Here is a 22,032-nt window from a genome sequence, read left to right as displayed (position 1 = left end):
GAAGACGTCAAGTTAACGACGGTCCGGACGGCACAGCCAGCCTCCCGGGCCGAGTAAGGGAGTGCAGTGGCGAAGGTCCGGGTATACGAGCTCGCTAAGGAGTTCGGCGTAGAGAGCAAGGTCGTCATGGCCAAGCTCCAAGAGATGGGGGAGTTCGTCCGTTCGGCGTCCTCGACCATCGAGGCGCCGGTGGTCCGCAGGCTCACCGAAGCTCTGGGCGCATCGAAGGGTGGGCCCTCCAGGGGCGGCGGTTCGTCGTCCAACAGGCCGCAGCCGCCGAAGGCTGCGCCCCGTCCGGCCGAACAGCAGGCCGGCAACGGCGCCGCGGAGGCGCCGACCCCAACTGCTCCGCGTCCAGGTCCGGGTCCGAGGCCCGGCCCGCGTCCCGGCCCCGCGACCGGCGCTCAGCCGCGTCCGCCGGTGCCGATGCCCCACCAGCCGCAGCAGCAGCCCGAGGCGGCGCGCGGCGAGACCTCCGGGGCTCCGCAGGCCCGCTTCGAGAGCGCGGCCGGTTCCGGCGCGCCCTCGCGTCCGACTCCGGGGCCGCGTCCGGGTCCCGCCGCCCGTCCGGGTCCCAAGCCCGGTCCGGCGGCTCGTCCCGGGCAGCCTTCCGGTGGCGGCGGCGGTCAGCAGCAGGCTCCGCGTCCGGGTGCGCCCGCAGGCGGCGGCCCGCGTCCTGGTCCCGGTCCCAAGCCGGGTCCGCGTGGCCCGCGTCCGGGCAACAACCCGTTCTCGTCCAACGCCAGCGGCATGGGCCAGTCCCGTCCGCCGCGTCCCGGCGGTGGCCGCGACGGCGGTGGCCCCGGCCAGCGCGAGCGTCGTGAGGGTCCGCCGCGTGACGGCGCGGGTCCCCGTCCGCCGCGTCCCGGTGGCGGCGGCGAGGCCGGTCCGCGTCCCGCTGGTCCGCGTCCCGGTCCGCCCGGTGCGGCCGGTCCGCGTCCCGGTCCCGGCGCGGGTGGTCCCCGTCCGGGTGGGCCGCGTCCCAACCCGATGATGATGCCGCAGGGTCGTCCTGCCGGTCCGGGTGGTGGCCCGCGTCCCGGTGGTGGCGGCGGTGGCGGTCGTCCCGGCGGCGGTGGCGGCGGTGGCCGTCCCGGCGGTGGCGGCGGTCGTCCCGGTGGCGGCGGCGGTTTCGCCGGTCGTCCCGGTGGCGGCGGCGCCGGTCCCCGTACCGGCACCGGTGGTCCCGGTGGCGGCGGCGGTGGTTTCGCCGGTCGTCCGGGTGGCGGCGGCCGTGGTCGCGGCGGTGGCACGGCGGGCGCGTTCGGGCGTCCCGGTGGCCGTCCCGCGCGTGGTCGTAAGAGCAAGCGTCAGAGGCGCCAGGAGTTCGACAACATGTCGGCGCCGGCGATCGGCGGTGTGCAGGTCGCTCGCGGCAACGGCGCGACGATCCGCCTGCCGCGCGGTGCGTCGCTGTCCGACTTCGCCGACCGCATCGGCGCGAACCCCGCCTCGCTCGTGCAGATCATGCTGCACCTCGGCGAGATGGTGACCGCGACCCAGTCGGTCAACGAGGAGACGTTGCAGCTCCTCGGCGCGGAGCTCGACTACAACATCCAGGTCGTCAGCCCGGAGGAGGAGGACCGCGAGCTTCTCGAGGCCTTCGACATCGAGTTCGGCGAGGACGAGGGCGACGAGGGCGACCTTGCCGCGCGTCCGCCGGTCGTGACCGTCATGGGTCACGTCGACCACGGTAAGACCAAGCTGCTCGACGCCATCCGCAAGACCAACGTGGTGGCGCGCGAGGCCGGTGGCATCACCCAGCACATCGGTGCCTACCAGGTCCCCGCGGTGCACGAGGGCGAAGACCGGAAGATCACCTTCATCGACACCCCGGGTCACGAGGCGTTCACCGCCATGCGTGCCCGAGGCGCCAAGTCCACCGACATCGCGGTGCTGGTGGTCGCGGCCGACGACGGTGTGAAGCCGCAGACGATCGAGGCGCTCAACCACGCCCAGGCGGCCGACGTGCCGGTCGTGGTCGCGGTCAACAAGGTCGACAAGGAGGGTGCCGACCCCAACAAGGTCCGCGCCCAGCTCACCGAGTACGGCCTGGTCGCCGAGGAGTACGGCGGCTCGACCCTGTTCGTCGACATCTCGGCGAAGAACGGCACGGGCATCGACAACCTCCTCGAGGCCATCCTGCTCACCGCCGACGCCGAGCTCGACCTGCGGGCCAACCCGACGATGGACGCCCAGGGCATCGCGATCGAGGCCCACCTCGACAAGGGCCGCGGCCCCGTCGCGACCGTCCTGGTCCAGCGCGGCACGCTGCGCGTGGGCGACTCGATCGTGTGTGGCGAGGCCTTCGGCCGCGTCCGCGCGATGCTCGACGACAACGGCGACGCGGTCGAAGAGGCCACGCCGTCGCGTCCGGTCCTGGTGATGGGTCTGACGGCCGTTCCCGGCGCCGGTGACAACTTCATCGTCGTCACCGACGACCGCATGGCCCGCCAGATCGCCCAGCAGCGCGCGGCGCGCAAGCGCAGCGCCGACATGGCGAAGTCGAGCCGCCGCCTCACCCTCGAGGAGCTGTTCAGCAACCTCGAGAAGGGTCGCGTCGACGAGCTCAAGCTCATCATCAAGGGTGACGTGTCCGGTTCGGTGGAGGCCCTGGAAGACGCCCTGCTCAAGATCGACGTCGGCGACGAGGTCAGGCTCCGTGTCCTGCACCGCGCGGTCGGCGCCATCACCGAGTACGACGTCAACCTGGCCGTCGCCGACGACAACGCGGTCATCATCGGCTTCAACGTCCGCCCCGAGCCTCGGGCGCGCGACCTGGCCGAGCGCGAGGGCGTCGACATCCGCTACTACTCGGTCATCTACCAGGCGATCGAGGAAATCGAAGCGGCGCTCAAGGGCATGCTCAAGCCCGAGTTCGAAGAGGTCCAGATGGGCACCGCCGAAGTCCGCGAGGTCTTCAAGGTGCCGAAGATCGGCAACGTCGCCGGTTCGCTGGTCCGCTCCGGCACGATCGTCCGCAACAGCAAGGCCAGGGTGATCCGCGATGGCGTCGTCATCGCCGACAACCTGACCGTTTCGTCCCTGCGTCGCTTCAAGGATGACGCCACCGAGGTCCGTGAGGGCTTCGAGTGCGGTATCGGTGTCGGCTACAACGACATCCGGATCGACGACACGATCGAGACGTTCGAGATGCGGGAGAAGCCGCGGGTCTGACCCGCGGCCGGGCGCCCGGCGGAACCTCCGCCGGGCGCCTCTCGCACGTCCGGGCCCCCTTCCCACCGCAGTGGACCGGCCGTGCTTCCACCCCACCAGGCCAAGCGGTGGTTTCACACGATGTATGTGGGTGCTCTGACCCTGGACATCCTGCTCGGCGACGTTCGGTCGCTGAAGCAGAAGCGCTCTGTCGTCCGGCCTCTGATCGCGGAGTTGCAGCGACGTTACCCGTCCATCGCGGTGGCCGAGACCGGTCATCTTGACCTGCATCGCAGGTGCGAGGTCGGCGTCGCGGTGATCTCCGCCTCCGCGGGTAACTGCAAAGAGGTGATGGACGCCTGCGAGCGGATGGTGGCCTTCCGCCCTGACATCGAGTTGCTGTCAGCCAGACAGCGCCTCTACAACGACGAAGATTGAACGACAGCACGGCCAGGTCGTGCGTGAGGGGGAGCGAACATGGTGGATGCCGCACGAGCGCGCAAGCTCGCCGACCGCATCCAGCAGATCGTCGCCGAGATGCTGGAGCGCCGGATCAAGGACCCGCGCCTGGGCTTCGTCACCGTGACCGACACACGCATCACGGCTGACCTGCGCGAGGCGACGGTGTTCTACACGGTGTTCGGCTCCGACGCTGAGCGGTCCGACAGCGCGGCCGCCCTCGAAAGCGCCAAGGGCATCATCCGCGCCGAGGTGGGCCGCCAGACCGGCGTGCGTTTCACCCCGACGTTGACGTTCCGGCACGACCCGCTGCCCGACAGTGCCCGCCAGCTCGACGACCTGATCAACGCCGCCAGGGCGCGGGACGCCGAGGTGGCGCGCAAGGCCGAGGGCGCGGCCTACGCCGGAGAGTCCGACCCGTACAAGAAGCCCGATGAGGGTGAGGACGACCAGGCGTGACGTCCCACGTGGCCCGAGCCGAGTGGCCCTCCCAGGAGACCTTGGGCATCCCCAAGGCCGCCTGGGAGCGCGCGATCCAGCTCATCGACCAGGTCGACGAGGTCGCCCTGGCCTGTCACGTGTCGCCCGACGGCGACGCGCTCGGCTCGATGCTGGCCGTCGGTTACGTGCTGCGCTCGATCGGCAAGCGGGTCGTGGCCTCCTTCGGCGACGAGTACTTCGCGGTCCCGCGGATCCTGCGGTTCCTGCCGGGGCAGGAGATGTTGTGCCCGCCGGCCGACTACCCCGAGGCGCCGGCGTTGATGATCACCTTCGACTCGTCCACGTTCGAGCGGCTGGGCCTGCTCAGCCCCAACGCGGCCAGGGCCGAAGAGGTCATCGTGATCGACCATCACCCGTCCAACGCCGGGTTCGGCACGCACAGCCTCATCGACCCGCAGGCGGCGGCTACGGCCATGCTGGCCGAGCAGCTCATCTACCGGCTCGGCGGCAGTCTCGACCGGGACATCGCCACCTGCCTGTACACGGGGCTGGTGACCGACACGGGGTCCTTCCGCTACGCCTCGACCACGCCTGCCGTGCACCGGATGGCGTCCCGGCTGGTGGCCACCGGCCTGCACACCGACGAGATCGCCCGCGAGCTGTGGGACCGCGCGCCGTTCGGCTACCTCAAGGTGCTGGCCAGGGCGCTCGACCGGGTGCAGCTTGAGGGCTCGATGGTCTGGACGTACGTGCCGCGGGTCGACCGGGCCGCGTACGGGCTGCCGTACTCGGAGATCGAGGGCATGATCGACATCGTCCGGCGGACCGACGAGGCCGAGGTCGCGGTCGTGCTCAAGGAGGACGACCACGGCGACTGGCAGGTGTCGACCAGGTCCAAGGGCGAGGTCGACGTGGCAGCCGTGTGTGCCGCGCTGGGCGGCGGCGGGCATCACAACGCGGCCGGGTTCACCTCCTACGACAGCGTGGAGGAGACCATGGCCAAGTTCAGACGAGAGCTGGGGAAGGCTGGATGGCCGAGAGCGGTCTGATCATCGTCGACAAGCCGGGCGAGTGGACCTCGCACGACGTGGTGGCCCGGATGCGGCGCATCGCGGGCACCCGCCGGGTCGGGCACGCCGGCACCCTCGACCCGATGGCCACCGGCGTGTTGGTGATCGGCGTGGAGAAGGCGACCCGGCTGCTCGGGCACCTGGCGCTGACGGAGAAGGTCTACGAGGCCACGATCCGGCTGGGCGTGACCACCAACACCGACGACGCCGAGGGCGAGACCGTGGCCACGGCGTCGGCGGCGGAGGTCGAGGCCGCCGAGGTGCACAAGGGCGTCGCGGCGCTCACCGGCGCCATCATGCAGGTGCCGCCGCAGGTCAGCGCGATCAAGGTGAACGGGCAGCGGGCGTACAAGATGGCCCGCGCGGGCGAGGAGGTCGCGCTCGCGGCCCGTCCCGTGACCGTGTACGGCTTCGACGTGCTCGACATCAGGGCCGCCGGCGACGTCGTGGACGTCGACGCGGTCGTGACCTGCTCCAGCGGCACCTACATCCGGGCCCTGGCCCGCGACCTGGGCGCCGCGCTCGGCGTCGGCGGCCACCTGACGAGCCTGCGCCGGACCCGGGTCGGCCCCTACGACCTGTCGCTGGCCCGGAGCATCGACCAGCTCGCCGAGGAGTGCGTGGTGCTGCCGATCGGCGAGGCGGTGGCGGCGGCGTTCCCGCGCCGGGACGTGACCGCCGAGGAGGCGCGCGTGATCGGCCACGGCGGCCGGCTGCCCGCGGCCGGGCTCGGCAGCGGGCCCATCGGCGTGTTCGGGCCGGAGGGCGAGCTGCTGGCGCTGGTGGAGGAGCAGGGCCGGATCGCCAAGCCGCTGGCCGTCTTCGCCGGCTGAGCGCCCGCCGCCGGCTGAGCGCCCGCCGCCGGCTGAGCGCCCGCCGCCGGCTGAGCGCCCGCCCCCGGAGAGGCGGCGGTCAGGCGGGTTTGCGGGCGACCAGGATGTCGCGGACGATCGCCTGGTCGACCCAGTGCTCGAAGTCGGGGTAGTCCATGACCTCCAGGCCGGCGCCGGTGAGGATCGCGGCCAGCTCGGCGCTCTTGCCGCCGTAGGTGTTCCAGGAGATGCCCATCGCGCCGCCGGGGCGCAGCAGCTCGGCCCAGACCGGCACGGCCTGCCTCAGCAGCTCCAGCGGGCTGCGGGACAGGCCGCCGCCGCCCTTGCTGCCGTGCTGGACGCCGTAGGGGGCGTCGGTCACGACGACGTCGAACGAGCGGGGCCTGAAGAACTCACGGCTCTTGAGGGTGTCGGCGTTGACCACGGCGAGCTGCTGGACGTCGCCCTCCTTGACGGCCTCCTTGGACAGCCCGAACGTGACGTTGAGCCGCCGCCCGACCAGCGCCCGCGCCCGCCGCACCGGCACGGTCTCGGCGGTGTGCTTGAGCCGCTTGTTGCGCAGCCAGGTCTTGATGAAGTTCGTGTACGCCTCGAAGTCCTTGCCGTCGACGTCGAGGCCGTAGGCGTCGTAGCCGTACATGAGGGCCTGGTTGAGGGTGGTGCCACGGCCGCACATCGGGTCGAACACCGACAACCTGTCGGACATGGGCCGGTCGGCGGCGAGCACGGTGACGTTGAGCAGCAGCTTGGTGAAGTGCTCGTTGGTCTTGCCGGCGTATTTCTGGATGGTGAGCAGGTCGCTGCTCAGCCGGTCGAGCGGGCGCATGGCCAGCGGCCGGAGCAGGTCGCCCTCGACGCCGAAGACCGCGTAGACGGAGGAGAGGTTGGACAGCAGCGCGACGTCGGCCTCGGAGAGCGGCTCGGCGGTCTCGAACGTGATGTACGGGACGCCGCCGATGGTGGTCTCCGCGCTGTCGAGCACGGTGTTCTCGATGGCGTGGTCGCTGAAGACGGCCAGCTCGCCCCTGGTCAGGCGTGGGGAGCTCTCGCCGTAGACCCGGTTGAAGGCGGGCAGGATCAGGAGCGCGTATCGAGGCATGATGGCTCATCCTACTTGCGGGAATACCGCGCTCCGCCCCTCGATTGGAGGTGAGCGGCAGGTGCATGGCAGGCTTGTGTCGGATTGATCTGCCACGAACGAATGGGGCCTAGCGTGCGGGGTTCGAGAGGGTCTGTGGTGACCATCGGCGTGTACGACGGGGTCCATCGCGGGCATCGCGAAGTGATCGAGCGGACGGTCGGGCTGGCCCGCGAGCGGGGGGCGCGCAGCGTGGCGGTCACGTTCGAGCCGCATCCCGACGAGGTGGTGCTGCCGGGCACCCGGCGGGCGCGGCTGACCACGCTCAAGCGGCGCGCCGAGCTGCTGGCCGAGCTGGGCGTCGACGACGTCGAGGTGGTGGAGTTCACGCTCGACCTGTCGCGGACGAGCCCCGACGACTTCGCGCGGGCCGTGCTGAGCGAACGCCTCGGGGCCGCGGTCGTCGTCGTGGGGGCGGACTTCACGTTCGGCCACGGCGCCGCCGGTGACGTCGAGACGCTGCGCGCGCTGGGCGACAAGTACGACTTCGAGGTCGAGGTGGTGCCGCTGCTCGACGGCGTCTCCTCGACCTCCGTGCGCCGGCTGATCGTCGCCGGTGACGTCGAGGGGGCCGCCGCCGAGCTGGGCCGTCCCCATCGCGTCGAGGGCGTGGTCGTGCGCGGCTACCAGCGGGGGCGGCAGCTCGGCTTCCCGACCGCCAACGTCGAGACGCCGCAGCAGACGGCCATCCCGGCCGACGGGGTCTACGCGGGGTGGCTGGAGTGCGTCCCGGTGGCCAACCTGCCCGCGCCGTACGAGGGTGAGCGGTGGCCGGCGGCGATCTCGGTGGGGACGAACCCGACGTTCGAGGGCGTGCCGCGTACAGTGGAGGCGTACGCGCTCGACCGCGACGACCTGGAGCTCTACGGCGTGCACGTGGCGGTGGAGTTCGCCGCCCGGCTGCGGGGCAACACCCGGTTCGAGTCGATCGAGGCGCTGATCGACCAGATCCACGCCGACGTCGACGCCGCCCGCCGCATCACCTCGTGACACCGGGCGGGGCCTGATCGTCGCGGGCGCGAAGCACTTGACTCCGATGGTAACCTTGCATGTCGGCTCTGTAACGGGAGCGCTGCTGCGCTGCCCAACGACGGCCTTCACGCGGCGACTGTAGGCACGCACGGTCGTTCGCACTCTTCATCTCATTCACGCGTGTCCGTAGATCGAAGGAGAGCCGTGTCCCTCGACACCGCTGCCAAGAAGACCATCATCGGCGAGTACGCGACGACCGAGGGCGACACCGGTTCGCCCGAGGTGCAGATCGCGCTGCTCAGCAAGCGCATCAGCGAGCTCACCGAGCACCTGAAGACGCACAAGCACGACCACCACAGCCGTCGTGGCCTGCTTCTGCTCGTCGGTCGCCGGCGTCGTCTGCTGAAGTACCTGCAGAAGGTCGACATCCAGCGTTACCGGTCGCTCATCGAGCGACTCGGTCTGCGCCGATAACATGAAAGGGAGCGGCGCTCGACGCCGCTCCCTTCTCATATGGCTCCGCCCATGTGGGTAGGAGCACACGCGACCGGCGCGTCGTGGCGGGCAACCGCCGCGCCGTCGGCGTACAACTGAATATCCGAGACACACAGCCCCCGCGTCCGATTCAGCACCATGCGACCCGCGACGCCTGCGGGCCGGTCCTCGGTAGTGGCTTCCGGTAAGAACGACCGGGCGCTTCGATCGAAGACCGGCGCTGCACCTTCTATGGGGAGACGTGCTGACCGACCGCCGCCACGGTGCCGACCGGGCACGACGGATAGGCGGCGGTCTGACGAGCAGATCTCCTCATAGGCACGAGGGTGCCGGTGAGAAAAGAGGGCGCGGGTGACCGACCACAAGGAGGTCCCCCGTGGAGGGTGTCCACACCGCTGAAGCCGTCATTGACAACGGCTCGTTCGGCACGCGCACGGTCCGGTTCGAGACCGGCCGTCTCGCGCGCCAGGCGGCGGGTTCCGCCGTCGCCTATCTCGACAACGACACGATGGTGCTCTCCGCCACCACCGCGTCCAAGGCTCCCAAGGAGAACCTCGACTTCTTCCCGCTCACGGTCGACGTCGAGGAGCGCATGTACGCCGCGGGCCGCATCCCCGGCTCGTTCTTCCGCCGTGAGGGCCGTCCGTCCGAGGACGCGATCCTGACCTGCCGCCTGATCGACCGGCCGCTGCGCCCGTCGTTCGTCAAGGGCCTGCGCAACGAGATCCAGGTCGTCGCCACGGTCATGGCGCTCAACCCCGACCACCTCTACGACGTGGTCGCCATCAACGCCGCCTCGCTGTCCACGCAGCTCGCCGGGCTGCCGTTCTCCGGCCCGATCGGCGGCGTGCGGGTCGCGCTGATCGAGGGCCAGTGGGTGGCCTTCCCGACGCACCCCGAGCTGGAGCGGGCCACGTTCGACATGGTCGTGGCGGGCCGCCTGCTCGACGACGGCGACGTCGCGATCATGATGGTCGAGGCCGAGTCCACCAAGGACACGCTCAAGCTGGTCGCCGACGGCGCGGTCGCGCCGACCGAGGAGACCGTCGCGCAGGGTCTTGAGGCCGCCAAGCCGTTCATCAAGGTGCTGTGCGAGGCGCAGTCCCGCATCGCGCAGGTCGCCGCCAAGGAGACCGCCGAGTACCCGGTCTTCCTCGACTACCAGGACGACGTCTACAACGCGGTCGAGGCCGCGATCAAGACCGAGCTGGCCGCCGCGCTGACCATCGCCGGCAAGCAGGAGCGCGAGACCGAGCTCGACAAGGTCAAGGCGCTGGCCGCCGAGCGGCTGCTGCCCGAGTTCGAGGGGCGCGAGAAGGAGATCTCCGCCGCGTTCCGCTCGGTCATGAAGAAGCTCATGCGCGAGCGGGTCGTCAACGAGGGCCTGCGCATCGACGGCCGTGGCACCAAGGACATCCGCGCCCTGTCGGCCGAGGTCCACGTGGTGCCCCGGGTGCACGGCTCGGCCCTGTTCGAGCGCGGCGAGACCCAGATCCTGGGCATCACCACGCTGAACATGCTGCGCATGGAGCAGAACATCGACACGCTCAACCCCGAGCGGACCAAGCGCTACATGCACAACTACAACTTCCCGCCGTACTCCACCGGTGAGACGGGCCGCGTGGGCTCGCCCAAGCGCCGCGAGATCGGTCACGGCGCGCTGGCCGAGCGGGCGCTCATCCCGGTGCTGCCCTCGCGCGAGGAGTTCCCGTACGCCATCCGCCAGGTCTCCGAGGCCCTCGGCTCCAACGGCTCCACCTCGATGGGCTCGGTCTGCGCGTCCACGATGGCGCTGCTGGACGCCGGTGTGCCGCTCAGGGAGATGGTCGCCGGCATCGCGATGGGCCTGATCAGCGAGGGCGGCAGCTACGTCACGCTGACCGACATCCTCGGCGCCGAGGACGCCATGGGCGACATGGACTTCAAGGTCGCCGGCACCAAGGACGTCATCACCGCCCTCCAGCTCGACACCAAGCTCGACGGCATCCCCGCCTCCGTGCTGGCCGCCGCGCTGAAGCAGGCCAAGGGCGCCCGTCTGGCGATCCTCGACGTGATGCAGGAGGCGATCGACTCTCCGGCGGAGATGAACCCGACCGCGCCGCGCATCATCACCATCAAGGTCCCGGTGGACAAGATCGGCGAGGTCATCGGCCCGAAGGGCAAGATGATCAACCAGATCCAGGACGACACGGGCGCCGAGATCACCATCGAGGACGACGGCACGATCTACATCGGCGCCACCGACGGGCCCTCGGCCGAGGCCGCCCGCACGGCGATCAACAGCATCGCCAACCCGCACATGCCCGAGGTCGGCGAGCGTTACCTGGGCACGGTCGTCAAGATCGCGGCCTTCGGCGCGTTCATCTCGCTCATGCCCGGCAAGGACGGCCTGCTGCACGTCTCCCAGATCCGCAAGCTGCACGGCGGCAAGCGCATCGAGAACGTCGAGGACGTCATGGGCGTCGGCGAGAAGATCCAGGTCGAGATCGCCGAGATCGACGGCCGGGGCAAGCTCTCCCTCGTGCCCGTCGAGGTCATCGAGAAGGAGGCCGCCGAGAAGGAGGCCAAGGCCGCGGCCGGCGCCGAGGACGGCGAGGCCCCCGCGCCCGAGGCCGACTCCGCCGCCGCCGAGGAGAAGTCCGACCGGCCGCGCCGCACCCGGACCCGCGTGCGCACCAGCCGCCCCAACGAGGGCGACGACCGCAACTCGTGACCGGCCAACCACAGATCTCGGCACCCCCGAAGCAGGAGGCCTCGTGATGACCACCACGCTGCACCCCGGCAAGGACGGAGCCGGGGTCGTCAGGCGCACCGTCCTGCCGGGCGGGCTCCGTGTGGTGACCGAGACCATGCCGACCGTGCGTAGCGTCGCGGTCGGCATGTGGGTCGGCATCGGCTCGCGTGACGAGGCCCCCGAGCACATGGGGGCCACCCACTTCCTCGAACACCTGCTGTTCAAGGGCACGCCCACGCGGGACGCGATGGAGATCTCGGCCTCCATCGAGGGCATCGGCGGCGAGATCAACGCCTTCACTGCCAAGGAGTACACCTGCTACTACGCGCGGGTCCTCGACGAGGACCTGCCCGTGGCGGTCGACGTGCTCGCCGACGTGGTGACCAGCTCGCTGGTGACCGAGGAGGACGTCGAGTCCGAGCGCGGGGTGATCCTGGAAGAGATCGCCATGCACGACGACGACCCGTCCGACGTGGTGCACGAGCAGTTCGCGGCCGCGCTCTACGGTGACTCGCCGATCGGCCGGCCCATCCTGGGCACGGTCGAGTCGATCAACACCCTGGGCCGCGAGCGCATCGCCGAGTACTACCACCGCTACTACCGGCCGCGTACCACCGTGGTGTCGGTGGCGGGGAACGTGCGGCACGAGGAGGTCGTCGAGCTGGTCGCCCGCGCGTACGAGCGGGCGGGCGCGCTGGAGGGCCCCTACGAGTTCGCCGCGCCGCGCACCAGCGGGCCCGGCGCCGAGACCCGTTCCGGGGTCAGGGTGCTGGACCGGCCGACCGAGCAGGCCAACCTGGTGCTCGGCACGACCGGCATGTCCAGGACCGACGACCGCAGGTTCGCGCTCGGCGTGCTCAACGCCGCGCTGGGCGGCGGCATGTCCTCGCGGCTCTTCCAGGAGATCAGGGAGAAGCGCGGGCTGGCCTACTCCGCCTACAGCTACACCTCCGCCTACGCCGACACCGGGCAGTTCGGGATCTACGTGGGCTGCCTGCCCTCGAAGATCGACGACGTGCTCAAGATCTGCCGGGACGAGGTGTCCCGGGTGGTGGCCGAAGGGCTCTCCGCGGACGAGATCATGCGCGGCAAGGGGCAGATGCGCGGCGGGCTCGTGCTCGGGCTGGAGGACACCGGGTCGCGCATGTCGCGCATCGGCAAGAACGAGCTGGTCTACGACGAGCTGATGTCGGTGGACGAGGTGCTGGCGCGGATCGAGGCGGTCACCCCCGACGAGATCGGGGAGGTCGCCCGCGACGTCCTGAGCCGGCCGCTCACGCTGGCGGTCATCGGGCCGTACGGGGACAAGGACTTCTCCGAGGCCATCGCCTGACGCCCTGAGGTTCTGTTCTGAGATGGGGGAGTTCCCGGTCGGGGAGCTCCCCCATCGCTCTGCGGTCCCGGGGGTTGCTTGGGAGGGGGAGCCGGGCGTAATAGGGTTGGGCTGTGATCAGGGTTGGTGTGCTGGGCGCGCGTGGTCGCGTGGGCGTCGAGGTGTGCAAGGCCGTCGAGGCGGCGGACGACCTGGAGCTGGTGGCCGCGCTGGACAAGGACGATCCCGTCGAGGGGCTCGAAGGCGCCGAGGTGGTGGTCGACTTCACCCATCCCGACGTGGTCATGGGCAACCTGGAATGGGCCATCGCCCATGGCGTGCACCCGGTGGTGGGCACCACGGGGTTCGACGCCGGCCGGCTGGAGACCGTGCGCGGGTGGCTGGAACGCTCGCCGGGCGTCAACTGCCTCATCGCTCCCAACTTCGGCATCGCGGCCGTGCTCATGATGCACTTCGCGCAGCAGGCGGCCCGCCACTTCGAGTCCGTCGAGATCATCGAGCTGCACCACCCGAACAAGGCCGACGCCCCTTCGGGCACCGCCCGGCGTACCGCTGAGCTGGTGGCCGAGGCGCGCGGGAAGGCCGGGCTCGGCGGGATGCCCGACGCCACCAGCACCGCCCTCGACGGCGCCCGCGGCGCCGACGTCGGCGGCGTGCACGTGCACGCGGTGCGCCTGGCCGGGCTGATCGCCCACCAGGAGGTGCTGCTCGGCGGCGACGGCGAGATCCTCACCATCCGGCACGACACGATGAGCAGGTCGGCGTTCACGCCTGGCGTGCTGCTGGGCGTGCGCCGGGTGCGCGAGCTGCCGGGCCTCACCGTGGGCCTGGAGCCCCTGCTCGACCTGTGACCGCTGCACGACGTGCCCATGACCGCAAGGGATGGGGTCATGGGCACGTCGTGAGGAGAGGGTCCCGGCTCCGCACAGCCGGGCCTACGATCATCAACACTAATACGAGCGGCGTGGTCCGCCCGAAACGTGAGACCGTGTCGTCATGGTGCGATGGGCTGACCCGGACGAGCTCCCCGGGCTGATCTCCGTGGAGCTGGCCGCCGACAAGCTGTTCGAGCAGGCCGGAATCGTCTTCCCGCCCGGCACGACGATGGTCGAAGATGTCGACGACCCGGCGTCGGTGCTGGTCGAAGGCGATCCGCCGGCCGGGTTCGCGCTGATCGGGTGGGTCGACGGCAACCTGCACCTCGACCAGCTCGCCGTGCACCCGGACAACATGCGGCAGGGCGTCGGCGGGCGGCTGGTGGAGGCGGTGGCCGACCACGCGCGGGCCGTCGGGGCACCGGCGGTCACGCTGACGACCTTCCGTGACGTGCCCTGGAACGCCCCCTGGTACGAGCGGCACGGCTTCGCGGTGCTGCCAGAGTCCGAGTGGGGCCCGGAGCTGCGCGAGCTGGTGGAACACGAGCGCGAGCTGGGCATCGAGGTGGCGCCGCGGGTCGTGATGCGCCGATAGCCTGAGTGGGTGAGCCGGTTTCGTGATGAGTTGTGGCAGGTCGTCGGCGGTGTGTACGACCAGATCCTGGCCCACCCGTTCCTGTCGGGGCTGACCGACGGATCCCTGCCGCGCGAGGCGTTCCGCCACTACGTGGTGCAGGAGGCGCACTTCCTGCCCGACTACGCCAGGGCGCTGGCGGCGTGCGCGGCGCGTTCGCCCGAGCCGTCCGGTGTGCAGCGGTTCGCCCGCGACGCCGCCATGACCGTCGAGGTCGAGCACAGCCTCGTGGTGGAGCTGCTGGCCGCGTTCGGGCTGGACGAGGCCGACGCGCGCAAGACGCCCGCCGGGCCCACGACGGTCGGCTACACCTCGTACCTGGTGCGCACGTGCTCGCTGGGGACGTTCCCCGAGGCGCTGGGCGCCATCGTGCCCTGCTACTGGATCTACGCCCGGGTCGGCGAGACCCTGCTCGGCCGGTCCTCTCCCGACCCGCTCTACGCCTGGTGGATCGACACCTACGGCGGCGAGGGCTACCAGGAGACCGTGGCCGGGGTGCTCGACCTGCTCGACGGGCTCGCGCCGGGCGGCGAGGAGCGGCTGCGGCTGCTCGACCGCGCCCTCACCACGGCCCGCTACGAGTGGATGTTCTGGGACGCGGCCTGGCGCCGGGAAGGCTGGCCATGCGGCTGAGGGACCTCCTCCAGGCCGACCAGCTGGCCCTGAAGGTGCTGACCGGGCACGACCTGCTCGACCGGCGCGTACGCGGTGTCGCGACGACCGACCTGCCCGACCCCGCCATGTTCGTCAAGACGGGCGAGCTGGTGCTGACCGAGCTGACCTGGCACACCGGCCCGGCCTCCTCCCGCGACTTCGTCACCAGCCTCGGGGACGTGGCGGCGCTGGTCGCGGGCACCGCGCTCAAGGTTCCGCCCGCCGACCTCATCGACGCCTGCGCCGAGGCCGGGTTGCCGCTGCTCACCCTGCCGGTGGACGTGCCGTTCAGCCAGGTCACCGAGCACGTGCTGCGGGCGCTGATCGCCGAGCTGGGCACCCCGCCGCGGCCCGCGTACGCCGCCCGCAGGCGCCTGGCCAGCACCCTGGTCGACGGCGGCAGCCTCACCAAGCTCGTCACGGCGGTGGCGGGCGAGCTCGACGTGCCCTGCTGGGTGCTCTCGCCGACGGGCCGGGTGATCGTCGGCTCCCAGCCGCTCGGCGCACCGGCCCGGCTGCGGCTGGCGCACACGTTCCTGACCGCGCGTTTCCTGCCGGGGATGGTGACCCAGGAGGACGGCACGACGCTGTCGGTGTTCCCGGTCGGCAAGGGGGCGCCGCATCGGATCGCCAACTGGTTCCTGGCCTACGCGGGCGAGCAGGTGCAGGGGGAGAACGAGGACCTGATCGTCGAGCTGGCCGCGCTCGTGGCGCTGGAGCGCTCGCGGCTGGAAGCGGCGCAGCGGATCGAGCGGCGGGTGCTCGACCAGCTCCTGACGCTGCTGGAGTCGGGGGACGCGGCGCTGCCGGGCGTGGTCTCGCGCCTGCACACGCTGCACGTGGAGACCGAGCACGGCCTGCTGGCCGTCGCCCTGTCGGCGCGGCTGGACGGCGGCGCCGACGAGGTCGCCGTGCCCGTGCTGGACGAGCTGCTGCGGCCGCTCGCGCCCGGCATCGTCACGGCCACCGGCGCGGCCGAGGCGGTCGCGCTCGTCCCGCTGGCGGGCAACACGGCCGAGGAGCTGACCGCTCACGTGCTCAGGGGCGCGCGCACCCTGGAGGCGGGGCTCGGCCAGGGCCGCATCACGCTCGGGCTGAGCAGCGTGACGACCGGCCCGGCGGCGCTGAGCAGCCTCATCGAGGAGGCCAGGCACGCGCTCACGCTGGCCGCGCTGAGCGGCGACCGGGTCAGCGTGATCACCGGCGACGACGTCAGCTCCCATCGCACCCTGCTGGCGGCCATCCCGGGGGAGCTGCGCCGGGCGTTCCGGTCACGGCTGCTGGGACGGCTGGAGTCGTACGACGCGGCCAACCAGACGGACCTGCTGGAGACGTTGCAGGCGTACCTGGAGGAGTCGGGCTCCTTGGTGGCCACCGCCGAACGCCTGCACGTGCACGTCAACACCCTGCGCTACCGGCTGCGCCGGATCGAGGAGCTGACCGGCAGGTCGCTGAACTCCTGGGACGAGCGGGTCGACTTCCTGCTGGCGCTCAGGATGCGCTGAGGCGGGCCTGTACCTCGTCCACGCTGGGGTTGACCAGGGCGGAGCCGTCCGGGAAGACGACCGTGGGGATGAGCCAGGAGCCGCCGTTCAGCTCGGCGATGAGGTCCACGGCGCCGGGGGTCTCGTCCACGTCGAGCTCGGTGTACGGGATGCCGGCGCGGGAGAGCTGCGCCTTCAGCCGGTGGCAGTGGCCGCACCAGGGAGCGCTGTACACGATGATCATGTATTTCCGATCCGTTGAGTGGGTTTGACGGGTGGCGCGAGCGCCGAATACTCTCATGTGCCAACTGGAGTTTACCGGTAGACACTGCAGCTAGGCGGGTTAACCGGTCGCGTGAAAGTAGGGTCCCCCGGTGACCGATCTGCCTATTTCCCGGCGTTCTGTCCTGCGGTCCGCCGCCTTCGCGGGGGCGCTCGCCGTGCTGCCCGGCCTGTTGTCGGCCTGCGGTTCGTCCGAGCCCGCCGGCACAGGCACGGGCGCCAAGAAGAGCCTCGACGTGCTGCGGGTCGCCCTGCCCTCCTCCATCGGCTCGCTGGACGCGGCCAAGGAGGCGGGCATCATGAACTACGTCGTCGCCCTGCTGGTGCAGGAGTCCCTGGTCGGCGTCGGCCCGGACGGCAGCCTCCAGCCGTCCCTGGCCGAGTCCTGGGCCAGGAAGGACGCCACCACCTACGTCTACAAGCTGCGCGGCGGCGTGACCTTCTCCGACGGCAGCCCGCTGACCGCCGCCGACGTGGTCGCCAGCCTGAACCTGCACGCGAAGAAGGGCTCGACCACCGCCTTCGCCTACGCCTACGCCAACGTGGACTCGATCGAGGCGACCGGCGACGCCGAGGTGACGATCAAGCTCAAGAGCCCCGACGCGGCGTTCGCGTGGGTGCCCACGCCCGGCACGCTGCTGGTGACCAGCGAGAAGTTCATCCAGGCCACCGGCGAGCGCATCGGCACGCCGGAGGGCAAGCTGCTGGGGACGGGGCCGTACAAGGTGGCCGAGTTCGCCCCCGACTCGCACGTCACGCTGGAGCGCAACGACTCCTACCGAGGTGGCAAGCCCGCCTTCCGGCAGATCAGGATCGACTTCATCCCCGAGGAGTCCACCCGGCTGCTGGCCATGCGCGGCGACAACGTGGACGTCGCGCTCAACGTCCCCGCCGAGCAGATCGACCAGTGGAAGGCGGTGCCCGGCGCCCAGGTGCTGACCGCGGGCGACCGTTCGCTGGTCACGCTGGCCTTCAACACGGCCAAGAAGCCCTGGGACGACGTCCACGTGCGCCGGGCCGTCGCCCACGCCGTGGACCGGGAGGGCATCGTCAAGAGCGTGCTGCGCGGCCACGGCAAGGTCGCCACCGCCGTCCCGGACCCGGCCCAGTGGGGCGGCGTGCTGGACGAGGCCGCGGTCACCGCCCTGTACGCGTCCATCCCCCAGTACGGCTTCGACCTGGCCCAGGCCAAGGCCGAGCTGGCGAAGTCGGCCACGCCGCAGGGGTTCGCCGACACGCTCACGTACCCCAGCAGCGGCCCGCAGCTCGGCCGGGCGGCGCTCACCCTGGCCGAGAACCTCAAGACCATCGGCATCACGCTGGAGGTCAAGGAGGTGCCGCTCGAACAGTGGATCGCCGACCTCGGCAAGCACGCCTCCGGGATCTACCTCGGCTGGTACTTCGCCACCACCGGCGACCCCGCCGAGTACATCCAGCAGCTCCTGCACGGCGGCGCCGTCGGCGAGAACGGCACCAACATCGCCGAGTACGACAACGCCGAGGTGACCGGCCTGCTGGACCAGGCCAAGGCGGGCACCGACGACGCCGCCCGGGGCAAGCTGCTCGGCCAGGCGCTGGTCAGGGCGGCGGCGGACGTGCCGTACCAGCCGTTGTGGTGGGGTGAGGCGGCCACCGCGCTCGGCAAGGCGGTCGCCGCCGAGGGCTTCGGCCCCTACTTCTTCGTCGGCCCGTGGGCGACGAAGGTGGCCGCACGCTGATGACCGACCCCACCGACGCGCGCCCGGCCGCGCCCCGACCGACCGCCCCCCTCGACGCGCGGCAGGCTGCGTCCCGAACGACCGACCCCACCGACGTGCACCAGGCTGCGGCCCCGACGCGTGACCCCCTCGACGTGCACCAGGCGCTGGCCGGGGTGCGGTATCCCGAGTCGGTGTCGCTGCACCCCGACGGTGACCGCGTCGCCTGCGTGATCGACGGCGTCGCGCACGTCGTCACGCTCGACGGCGTCCTGGAGGCCGTGGGCGACTGCCAGGGCCCGGTCCGGTGGCTCCCCGACGGACGGTTGCTGCGCACGCCGTCCCCGTCCGAGCTGGCCGTCGAGGGCTGGCGGGCCCGCGTGGACGGCGAGATCGAGGACCTGATCCCCGGCGAGGACGGCACCGTCCTGGTCCGGCTGGCCGACCCCGGCAGCGACCGCGACGGCAGCCACCTGGGCCTGCGCGTGCCCGACGAGTCCGACCCGTTCGTGCTCACGCCGGGCGGACGGCTGCGCCGCCTGGCCTGGTTCGAGCTCGGCGACGACCGTCCGCACGAGATCGTGCTGCCCGGCCTGACCGTGTGGGACGCCGACTGGCGCGACCGCCGCGCCCTCGCGGTGACCTCGGAGGACGAGACCCCCGCCGGCTACTACCGGCCCCGGCTCGACCTGGTCGAGGACGGCGAGGTGCGGACGTTGCACCGCACGTCCTGGCAGCTCAGCCGGCCCCGGCTGGCCCCGGGCGGGCGGACGGCTGTGGTGGTCGAGGGGCTGTCGATCGTCTCGGGCCGCGTCCTGCGCGCCGACCTGGTCACGGGGGAGGTGGCGTACCTGGGCGAGCTGGACGACGTCACCGACCTCGGCTGGCTGGACGACCAGACGCTCTGGTTCACCGGCTGGTCGGGCACCGGCGTCCACGGCGGGGTGCTCGACGCCGCCGACGGCCGCGTGCTGAGCCGCTGGACGGCCCGCGGGACGCTGGGCGGCCGCGACGGCCAGCCCTCGTTGTCCGCGGACCGCGCCGGCACGGTGGCCGCGGCCTGCTGGGAGAGCCCCGAGCTGCCCCCAGAGGTCGCCGTGGCCGTCCTCGGAGAGGGCGAGTGGCGTCCGGTCACCGCGCTCAACGCCGGGCTGGCCGGGCTGGCGGTGCACCAGGAGGAGACCACCTGGACGGGCCGCGACGGCCTCCCGGTCAGCGGCCTGCTCCTCACCACCCCTGAGCACGGAGACACCACCCCTGAGCACGGAGCCGGGCCCAGGCCCTTGGTCGTCATGGTGCACGGCGGGCCCACCTGGTTGTGGTCCAGCTCGTTCGCCCCCGCCGAGTCGAACCAGCTGGCCGTGCCGCTCGCGCACGCCGGCGCCGCCGTCCTGCTGCCGAACCCGAGGGGCAGCAGCGGCCGCGGCCAGGACTACGCCCGCGCGGTCATCGGCCAGGCCGGCGAGGCGGACCTCGACGACGTGCTGGCCGGCGTGGACCACCTGGTCGCCACCGGCGTCGCCGACCCGGACCGCGTCGCGATCATGGGCCTGAGCTACGGCGGCTATCTGACCGCCTGGGCCGTCACCCGCACGGACCGTTTCCGCGCCGCCGTCGTCATGTCCGGCGTGAGCGACTGGCTGAGCTTCTCGACCGCCAGCAACCTCGCGGGCGGCTTCGACCCGCTCTACCACGCCGGGGCCGACCCGGCCACCGCCGAGGGACGCGAGCGCCTGGCCGCCCGCTCACCCGTCCACCACGCCGCCAAGGCCGCCACCCCGACCCTGATCCTGCACGGCGAGCGCGACCGCACCACCCCTCCGGGACAGGCGGAACAGCTCTATCGTGCCTGGTCGGCGGCGGGCGTGAGCACTCAACTGGTCCTCTACCCTCGGGAGGGTCACGAGCTGGTCGAGCCCGCCCACCGCAGGGACGCGGCACAGCGCGTGATCGGCTGGCTGACCGGGGGCGGGGTGTTGTGATGGGCTGGGCCGGGTTCCTGCTGCGCAGGTCCGCGGGCACCGCCGCCGTCGTGCTGCTGCTGTCGGCGGGCGTGTTCGGCCTGCTCTACCTGGCCCCGGGCGACATCCAGCAGACCCTGCTCGGCACCCGTCCGGCCACCGCCGAGACGATCGCCGCCCTGCGCGCCCGCTACCACCTCGACGACCCCGTCGCCGTCCAGTACCTGCGCTGGCTCGGCGGCGTGCTCGGCGGCGACCTCGGCACCTCCATCAGGACCGGGCAGCCCGTCGCCGACATGCTCGGCGAACGCCTGCCGCGCACGCTCGTCCTGACCGGCTACGGCACGCTCCTGGCCGCGCTGATCGGCCTGCCGCTGGGCGTGCTGGGCGCGTTGCGCAAGGGCCGGGCCAGCGACCGCCTGGTGGTGACCGCCGGAGTGGTGGGGCTGAGCGCGCCGCCGTTCGCGGTCGGCCTGCTGCTGCTCGTGGTGTTCGCGCTGGGGCTCGGCTGGTTCCCCGTCTACGGCACGGGGGAGGGGTTCGCGAGCGAGCTGTGGCACCTGACGCTGCCCGCCGTCGCGCTCGCGGCGGGGGCGGCCGGGATGTTGCTCCGCTTCAGCAGGGCCGCGCTCGTGCGTGAGCTCGACCAGGACTACGTGGTCTTCGCCCGCGCCCGCGGCCTGAGCGCGCCCGTCGTGCTCGGCTACGCCATGCGCAACTCGCTGGTGCCCGTCCTGACCGCGGCCGGGCTCGTCGTCACCGGCATGCTCGCCGGGACCGTGCTGGTGGAGGTCACGTTCGCGCTGCCGGGGCTGGGGTCGCTGCTGGTCGACTCGGTCACGTTCAAGGACGTGCCGGTGGTGCAGGCGCTCGCGCTGCTGCTCACCTTGCTGATCGCCGCCGTCAACCTGCTGGTGGACGTCGCCTACTCGGTGGCCGACCCCCGCGTACGGCTCGGCGGGGGTGCGTCATGACCGCGCCGGGCCGCACGCGGAGGCGGGCCCTCGTCCCCCGGTTCCCGCTCGCGGTGCCGCTGGCCCTGGCCGTGCTCGTGCTCGTCGTGGCCGCCGCCGCGTTCGCCCCCTGGCTGGTCCCCGGCGCCACCGCCCAGGACCTGATGACCGGCATCTCCATGCCGGGCCCCGGCCACCCGCTCGGCACCGACGACCTCGGCCGCGACGTGCTGAGCCTGCTGGTCGCGGGCGCGCGCACCGCCGTGCCGGGGGCGTTCGCCGTGGCGGCCGGATCCATGCTGATCGGCAACCTGCTCGGCCTGGCCGCCGGCTACTTCGGCGGCTGGACGGACACCCTGGTCATGCGCTGGGCCGACCTGATGTTCTCGCTGCCCGCGCTGCTGGTCGCCATCGTCGTGGCGGGAGTGCTCGGCGGCGGCTACGGCCTGGCCGTCGCCGTGCTGGTCGTGCTGTTCGCGCCCACCGACACGCGGGTGGTGCGCGGCGCGGTCCTGGAGCAGCGGCACCGGCCCTACGTCGAGGCGGCGCTGCTCAAGAACCTGTCGTCCTGGCGGATCATGACCCGGCACATCTGGCCGAACATCGTCCCCGTCAGCCTGGCCTCGGCCTTCCTGAACTTCGCCTTCGCCCTGGTGTCGCTGTCGTCGTTGTCGTTCCTCGGGCTGGGCGTGCCCGCCGGCTCGCCCGACTGGGGGCGCACGCTGGCCGACAACCGCACCCAGCTCCTGGCCAACCCGTGGGCGGTCATCGCGCCCGGCCTGGCGGTGATCGTCACCGCCGCGGCGCTCAACCTGGTGGGCGACTGGCTGCACGAACGCTTCGAGCGGAGGGCGCGGTGAC

At 71.8% G+C, this 22,032-nt stretch carries 19 protein-coding genes; 17 read left to right on the top strand and 2 right to left on the bottom strand.

What is annotated here, in order from left to right; genetic code table 11:
* Window positions 1-66: 66 nt before the first annotated feature.
* The 5 genes from infB to truB all read left to right on the top strand — a co-directional run bounded on the left by infB (window position 67) and on the right by truB (window position 5,959).
* The gene (infB, locus tag ACWCSU_RS34360) at window positions 67-3,177 is read left to right on the top strand and encodes a translation initiation factor IF-2 (protein WP_449940552.1); all 3,111 of its coding nucleotides are present in this window, start codon (window positions 67-69) and stop codon (window positions 3,175-3,177) included.
* Window positions 3,178-3,297: 120 nt separating this feature from the next.
* Entirely contained in the window at window positions 3,298-3,594 is a 297-nt protein-coding gene (locus ACWCSU_RS34355; protein WP_357694667.1) for a DUF503 domain-containing protein, read from the top strand.
* Between the two features lie 39 nt (window positions 3,595-3,633).
* Window positions 3,634-4,074, top strand: coding sequence for a 30S ribosome-binding factor RbfA (gene rbfA, locus ACWCSU_RS34350; RefSeq protein ID WP_364094065.1), 441 nt, complete (start codon window positions 3,634-3,636; stop codon window positions 4,072-4,074).
* Entirely contained in the window at window positions 4,071-5,105 is a 1,035-nt protein-coding gene (locus ACWCSU_RS34345; protein WP_449940550.1) for a DHH family phosphoesterase, read from the top strand. The genes rbfA and ACWCSU_RS34345 overlap by 4 nt, the downstream gene beginning before the upstream one ends.
* A complete protein-coding gene (gene truB, locus ACWCSU_RS34340; RefSeq protein ID WP_357694410.1) occupies window positions 5,087-5,959 on the top strand; it encodes a tRNA pseudouridine(55) synthase TruB in 873 nt (290 codons plus the stop codon). Before ACWCSU_RS34345 ends, truB begins: the two co-directional genes overlap by 19 nt.
* Window positions 5,960-6,038: 79 nt before the next feature.
* Here the strand turns inward: truB and ACWCSU_RS34335 are convergent, their stop codons facing one another.
* Window positions 6,039-7,058, bottom strand: a complete 1,020-nt coding sequence (locus ACWCSU_RS34335; RefSeq protein ID WP_364094072.1) for a TRM11 family SAM-dependent methyltransferase — start codon at window positions 7,056-7,058, stop codon at window positions 6,039-6,041.
* 102 nt (window positions 7,059-7,160) lie between these two features.
* Here ACWCSU_RS34335 and ACWCSU_RS34330 point away from each other — a divergent pair, with 102 nt between their 5' ends.
* The 8 genes from ACWCSU_RS34330 to ACWCSU_RS34295 all read left to right on the top strand — a co-directional run bounded on the left by ACWCSU_RS34330 (window position 7,161) and on the right by ACWCSU_RS34295 (window position 16,299).
* A complete protein-coding gene (locus tag ACWCSU_RS34330; protein WP_357694406.1) occupies window positions 7,161-8,087 on the top strand; it encodes a bifunctional riboflavin kinase/FAD synthetase in 927 nt (308 codons plus the stop codon).
* A 186-nt stretch (window positions 8,088-8,273) separates the two neighbouring features.
* On the top strand, window positions 8,274-8,543 hold the full coding sequence (gene rpsO / locus ACWCSU_RS34325) for a 30S ribosomal protein S15 (protein WP_195896693.1): 270 nt from the start codon (window positions 8,274-8,276) through the stop codon (window positions 8,541-8,543).
* Window positions 8,544-8,940: 397 nt separating this feature from the next.
* Window positions 8,941-11,277 carry a polyribonucleotide nucleotidyltransferase gene (locus ACWCSU_RS34320; protein ID WP_364094077.1) on the top strand — a complete coding sequence of 779 codons (2,337 nt, stop codon included), beginning with the start codon at window positions 8,941-8,943 and terminating at the stop codon, window positions 11,275-11,277.
* A gap of 46 nt (window positions 11,278-11,323) precedes the next feature.
* The gene (locus ACWCSU_RS34315) at window positions 11,324-12,631 is read left to right on the top strand and encodes a M16 family metallopeptidase (protein ID WP_357694402.1); all 1,308 of its coding nucleotides are present in this window, start codon (window positions 11,324-11,326) and stop codon (window positions 12,629-12,631) included.
* 113 nt (window positions 12,632-12,744) lie between these two features.
* Complete coding sequence (dapB, locus tag ACWCSU_RS34310) at window positions 12,745-13,482, top strand: 4-hydroxy-tetrahydrodipicolinate reductase (RefSeq protein WP_189652749.1); 738 nt, start codon at window positions 12,745-12,747, stop codon at window positions 13,480-13,482.
* Window positions 13,483-13,627: 145 nt separating this feature from the next.
* Entirely contained in the window at window positions 13,628-14,101 is a 474-nt protein-coding gene (locus ACWCSU_RS34305) for a GNAT family N-acetyltransferase (protein WP_357694400.1), read from the top strand.
* Between the two features lie 9 nt (window positions 14,102-14,110).
* Window positions 14,111-14,773 carry a TenA family protein gene (locus tag ACWCSU_RS34300; RefSeq protein ID WP_357694398.1) on the top strand — a complete coding sequence of 221 codons (663 nt, stop codon included), beginning with the start codon at window positions 14,111-14,113 and terminating at the stop codon, window positions 14,771-14,773.
* Window positions 14,764-16,299 (top strand): PucR family transcriptional regulator, encoded by a 1,536-nt coding sequence (locus ACWCSU_RS34295; RefSeq protein ID WP_357694397.1) that lies wholly within the window; start codon window positions 14,764-14,766, stop codon window positions 16,297-16,299. The genes ACWCSU_RS34300 and ACWCSU_RS34295 overlap by 10 nt, the downstream gene beginning before the upstream one ends.
* Here the strand turns inward: ACWCSU_RS34295 and ACWCSU_RS34290 are convergent.
* Window positions 16,286-16,522: a glutaredoxin domain-containing protein gene (locus tag ACWCSU_RS34290; RefSeq protein WP_449940542.1), complete on the bottom strand. Its 237-nt coding sequence runs from the start codon at window positions 16,520-16,522 to the stop codon at window positions 16,286-16,288. The two genes, ACWCSU_RS34295 and ACWCSU_RS34290, sit on opposite strands and share 14 nt — an antisense overlap.
* A gap of 130 nt (window positions 16,523-16,652) precedes the next feature.
* On the opposite strand from ACWCSU_RS34290, the gene ACWCSU_RS34285 reads away from it, so the two are divergent.
* Genes ACWCSU_RS34285 through ACWCSU_RS34270 form a run of 4 tightly spaced genes read left to right on the top strand, consistent with a single transcriptional unit; the run spans window position 16,653 to window position 22,031 of the window.
* Window positions 16,653-18,278: an ABC transporter substrate-binding protein gene (locus ACWCSU_RS34285; RefSeq protein WP_449940540.1), complete on the top strand. Its 1,626-nt coding sequence runs from the start codon at window positions 16,653-16,655 to the stop codon at window positions 18,276-18,278.
* Window positions 18,278-20,239 (top strand): prolyl oligopeptidase family serine peptidase, encoded by a 1,962-nt coding sequence (locus ACWCSU_RS34280; protein WP_449940538.1) that lies wholly within the window; start codon window positions 18,278-18,280, stop codon window positions 20,237-20,239. The genes ACWCSU_RS34285 and ACWCSU_RS34280 overlap by 1 nt, the downstream gene beginning before the upstream one ends.
* Window positions 20,239-21,192 carry an ABC transporter permease gene (locus ACWCSU_RS34275; protein ID WP_364094097.1) on the top strand — a complete coding sequence of 318 codons (954 nt, stop codon included), beginning with the start codon at window positions 20,239-20,241 and terminating at the stop codon, window positions 21,190-21,192. The genes ACWCSU_RS34280 and ACWCSU_RS34275 overlap by 1 nt, the downstream gene beginning before the upstream one ends.
* The gene (locus ACWCSU_RS34270) at window positions 21,189-22,031 is read left to right on the top strand and encodes an ABC transporter permease (RefSeq protein WP_357694387.1); all 843 of its coding nucleotides are present in this window, start codon (window positions 21,189-21,191) and stop codon (window positions 22,029-22,031) included. The genes ACWCSU_RS34275 and ACWCSU_RS34270 overlap by 4 nt, the downstream gene beginning before the upstream one ends.
* Window position 22,032 lies beyond the last annotated feature (1 nt).

This window comes from Nonomuraea sp. NPDC001699, from assembly GCF_053596455.1.
Note: the sequence above shows the minus strand (reverse complement) of the source record. Positions and strands in the feature narration are given on the sequence as shown.

What these genes read in the sequence shown, in the direction of transcription:
- ACWCSU_RS34355 (WP_357694667.1), top strand. Translation starts at nt 3,298, where the DNA reads ATGTATGTGGGTGCTCTGACCCTGGACATCCTGCTCGGCGACGTTCGG.
- rbfA (WP_364094065.1), top strand. Translation starts at nt 3,634, where the DNA reads ATGGTGGATGCCGCACGAGCGCGCAAGCTCGCCGACCGCATCCAGCAG.
- truB (WP_357694410.1), top strand. Translation starts at nt 5,087, where the DNA reads ATGGCCGAGAGCGGTCTGATCATCGTCGACAAGCCGGGCGAGTGGACC.
- ACWCSU_RS34335 (WP_364094072.1), bottom strand. Translation starts at nt 7,058, where the DNA reads ATGCCTCGATACGCGCTCCTGATCCTGCCCGCCTTCAACCGGGTCTAC.
- ACWCSU_RS34330 (WP_357694406.1), top strand. Translation starts at nt 7,161, where the DNA reads ATGGGGCCTAGCGTGCGGGGTTCGAGAGGGTCTGTGGTGACCATCGGC.
- ACWCSU_RS34315 (WP_357694402.1), top strand. Translation starts at nt 11,324, where the DNA reads ATGACCACCACGCTGCACCCCGGCAAGGACGGAGCCGGGGTCGTCAGG.
- ACWCSU_RS34305 (WP_357694400.1), top strand. Translation starts at nt 13,628, where the DNA reads ATGGTGCGATGGGCTGACCCGGACGAGCTCCCCGGGCTGATCTCCGTG.
- ACWCSU_RS34295 (WP_357694397.1), top strand. Translation starts at nt 14,764, where the DNA reads ATGCGGCTGAGGGACCTCCTCCAGGCCGACCAGCTGGCCCTGAAGGTG.
- ACWCSU_RS34290 (WP_449940542.1), bottom strand. Translation starts at nt 16,522, where the DNA reads ATGATCATCGTGTACAGCGCTCCCTGGTGCGGCCACTGCCACCGGCTG.
- ACWCSU_RS34280 (WP_449940538.1), top strand. Translation starts at nt 18,278, where the DNA reads ATGACCGACCCCACCGACGCGCGCCCGGCCGCGCCCCGACCGACCGCC.
- ACWCSU_RS34275 (WP_364094097.1), top strand. Translation starts at nt 20,239, where the DNA reads ATGGGCTGGGCCGGGTTCCTGCTGCGCAGGTCCGCGGGCACCGCCGCC.
- ACWCSU_RS34270 (WP_357694387.1), top strand. Translation starts at nt 21,189, where the DNA reads ATGACCGCGCCGGGCCGCACGCGGAGGCGGGCCCTCGTCCCCCGGTTC.